General features: G+C 69.9%; 3 protein-coding genes. All 3 read right to left on the minus strand.

Going from position 1 to position 2,790, the window contains the following annotated elements:
• Nucleotides 1-522, minus strand: a 522-nt coding sequence (locus AX685_RS06270) for an NYN domain-containing protein (RefSeq protein WP_231738617.1), incomplete at its 3' end; no start/stop codon positions are given.
• A 10-nt stretch (nucleotides 523-532) separates the two neighbouring features.
• Nucleotides 533-1,036, minus strand: a complete 504-nt coding sequence (greB, locus tag AX685_RS06275; RefSeq protein ID WP_066486553.1) for a transcription elongation factor GreB — start codon at nucleotides 1,034-1,036, stop codon at nucleotides 533-535.
• A gap of 178 nt (nucleotides 1,037-1,214) precedes the next feature.
• On the minus strand, nucleotides 1,215-2,790 hold a 1,576-nt coding region (locus AX685_RS06280), incomplete at its 5' end, for a lytic transglycosylase domain-containing protein (RefSeq protein WP_066486555.1).

Raw genomic sequence — 2,790 nt, forward strand, 5'->3', positions numbered from 1 at the left:
GGGCGGAACGGCGGCGGGCGCCGGCACCGGCGCGGCATCCTCCTCGACCGGCAGGGAGATGGCGTTGACGTCGATGAAGCGGGTGCACGCGCGCCGGAACGCCTCGGGCGCGCGGCTGGTGCCGAAGCCGTAGACCGGAATGCCTTCCTGCCGGATGCGCATGGCCAGCGGCATGAAGTCCGAATCGGACGACATGATCCCGAACGCCTCCACCTTGCCGCGGAAGAGCAGGTCCATCGCGTCGATGGTCATCTTCATGTCGGTGGCGTTCTTGCCCTTGGTCAGGTCGAACTGCTGCTGCGGCTCGATGCCGTGCTTCACCGTCATGTCGCGCCACGAATTGAGCGCGGGCTTGGACCAGTTGCCGTACACGCGCCGCACGTTCACGGTGCCCAGCTCTGCCAGCACGGTCAGCACCGGGTCCAGCGTCGCGGCGGAGGCATTGTCCGCGTCGATCAGCAGCGCGACGTTGCGCGTCGGGGTCATGTCGTTGGTGGCCATGCCCGGTGCATCGACCGCCATTGCGGTGACGTCAATCGTTTAGCGAGGGGGAGGGCGCGGGATAGGCGATCGCGACGATCTCATATTCGCGCTCCCCGGCGGGCAACGTGACCCGGCGCAGGTCGCCCACCGCCGCGCCGCGCAGCGCCCGCGCGATCGGCGCATTCCACCCGACGCGCCCGGCGCCCGCCTCCGCCTCGTCGTCGCCGACCAGCGTCAGGATGCGCTCATTGTCGTCCTCGTCCGCGATCGTCACGGTCGCGCCGAACCACACGCGCGACCGGTCCTGCTGCTGCGCCGGATCGACCACCTTGGCCGCCTTCATCCGCCGCGACAGCCATCCCAGCCGCCGGTCGATCTCGCGCAGCCGTTTGCGGCCGTAGATATAGTCGCCGTTCTCCGACCGGTCGCCATTGCCCGCCGCCCAGGAAATCGTCTCGACCAATGCGGGGCGCTCGTGCGCGAACAACCGCTCGTACTCCTGGCGCAACGTCGCGAAGCCGGCGGGGGTGATGTAATTGGGGCGATCGGTCATCGGCCTGCGGTTAGGCGCAAAGGGCCGCAGGATGAAGAGGGACTCACGCGAAGCCGCGAGGCCGCGAAGACATTCATCCCGCGCGGAGGCGTGGCGAAGCACGGCACGCCAGCTCGTCTACCGATCGCGATGTCCGCGTCGCGGCACCTTCGCGTCTTCGCGGCGTCGCGTGAACCCCTCAACCGCCCCGCGGCCGCCCCAGATACCAGCTCAGGTTGTGCGGCCCGCGGCTCTTCGCGCGCGGCGGATTCATCAGGTCGTAGACGACGGCATTTTCCAGCACGCGCTGGACATAGTTGCGCGTCTCCCCGAACGGGATCGCCTCCACCCAGTCGACCGCATCGACCCCGCCGGTGCGCGGATCGCCGTTGGCGCGGAGCCACTTGTTCACATTGCCCGGCCCGGCATTGTACGCCGCGATCGCCAGCGGATAGCTGCCGTACAGGTTGAAGATCCGCTGAAAATAACTCGACCCCAGCTGGATGTTGTAGCCGGTGTCGTTGACTAGCCGCGCCGGATCGTAGGGCAGCCCCAGCTTGCCCGCCTGTTCGCGCGCGGTGCCGGGCATCAGCTGCATCAGCCCGCTCGCGCCCACCGGGCTGCGCGCGGCACGATCGAACTGGCTTTCCTGCCGCGCGACCGCGTGGATCATCGACCACTGGCTCTCATACCCCGCCGGCACCGCCACCGTGGGGAAACCGTTGGCGCTATATTCGGTCAGCCCGTTCTGCATCGCGCTGCGCCCCACCAGCACGCCCAGGTCCGGGCGGCGCAGCAAGCGGGACAGTTCATCCGCCAGGTAATGATCGGCATCGCTGGTCGCGTCCGTGGCGATCTGCTTCACGAACGCGGTCTGGTCCTGGTACAGGCCGGCGCTGCCCAGGAACTGTGCCGCGCGCACCGTCTCGCGCGCGTAGAAGGCGTTGCGCGCAGCCGCCGGGATCATCGGCGCCGGGGCGGGCGGGGGCGCGGTCAGCGCGCGGCCCAGATGCTCGATCGCCAGCTGCCCGTAATATTGGTCGCGGAACCCCGCGGCGCGTTCGAACAACGCGTTGGTATTCACCATCCGCGCATCCTCGGCCGCGCGCGCCGCCCAGTAGAAGCCCTTGGCGCGCGTCTGCGGTGACTGGCTGCCGCGGCCATAGCGTTCGAACATCGCGCGCGCATCGGCGGGGCGCCCCAGCTTCAGCGCCGCCTGACCCGCCAACCACGCCAGCGAGGTATAATCGTCGCGCTCGCCATAGGGCTTGGTCGATACGTCGGTCCCCGCCGGATAGGCATCGTCGATCTGCCGCGCGATGTCATAGGCGGTCTGCCACTGGCCGTCCGCCGCCGCACCGCGCGCATTGGCCAGCAGCGCCTCGTAGAATTTCTCGACATTCCCCGGCAGCGTCATGGCCGCGCGCGTCCGCGCCAGCCAGCCGCGCGCACTGGGGGAGGCGCCGTTGCCGCGCAGCCACGTCGCCTTGTCCGCGATATAGCCGGCATCGCGCGCACCCGCCGCATCGTTCGCCGCCGCGAGTGCCGATGCATTGGCGGCATCGCTGCGGAACGCCAGCCGCGCCTCGAACAGCGGGCGCGCGGCGGGGCTGGTGTACGGCAGCACCCGCGCCGCCGCGCTGGTCGCCCCCTGCCACAACAAGGTGTCCATCCGCCGGTCGTGGTCGGCACTGGTCAGCGCGCCCGCGAACTGGTTGGTGATCGTCGCCTCGTCCTGCGGGGCCAGCGTGCCCAGCCGCCATGCGGCGCGCGCC

Source organism: Sphingomonas sp. CCH9-F2 (assembly GCF_001556735.1).
GTDB lineage: Bacteria > Pseudomonadota > Alphaproteobacteria > Sphingomonadales > Sphingomonadaceae > Sphingomonas > Sphingomonas ginsenosidimutans.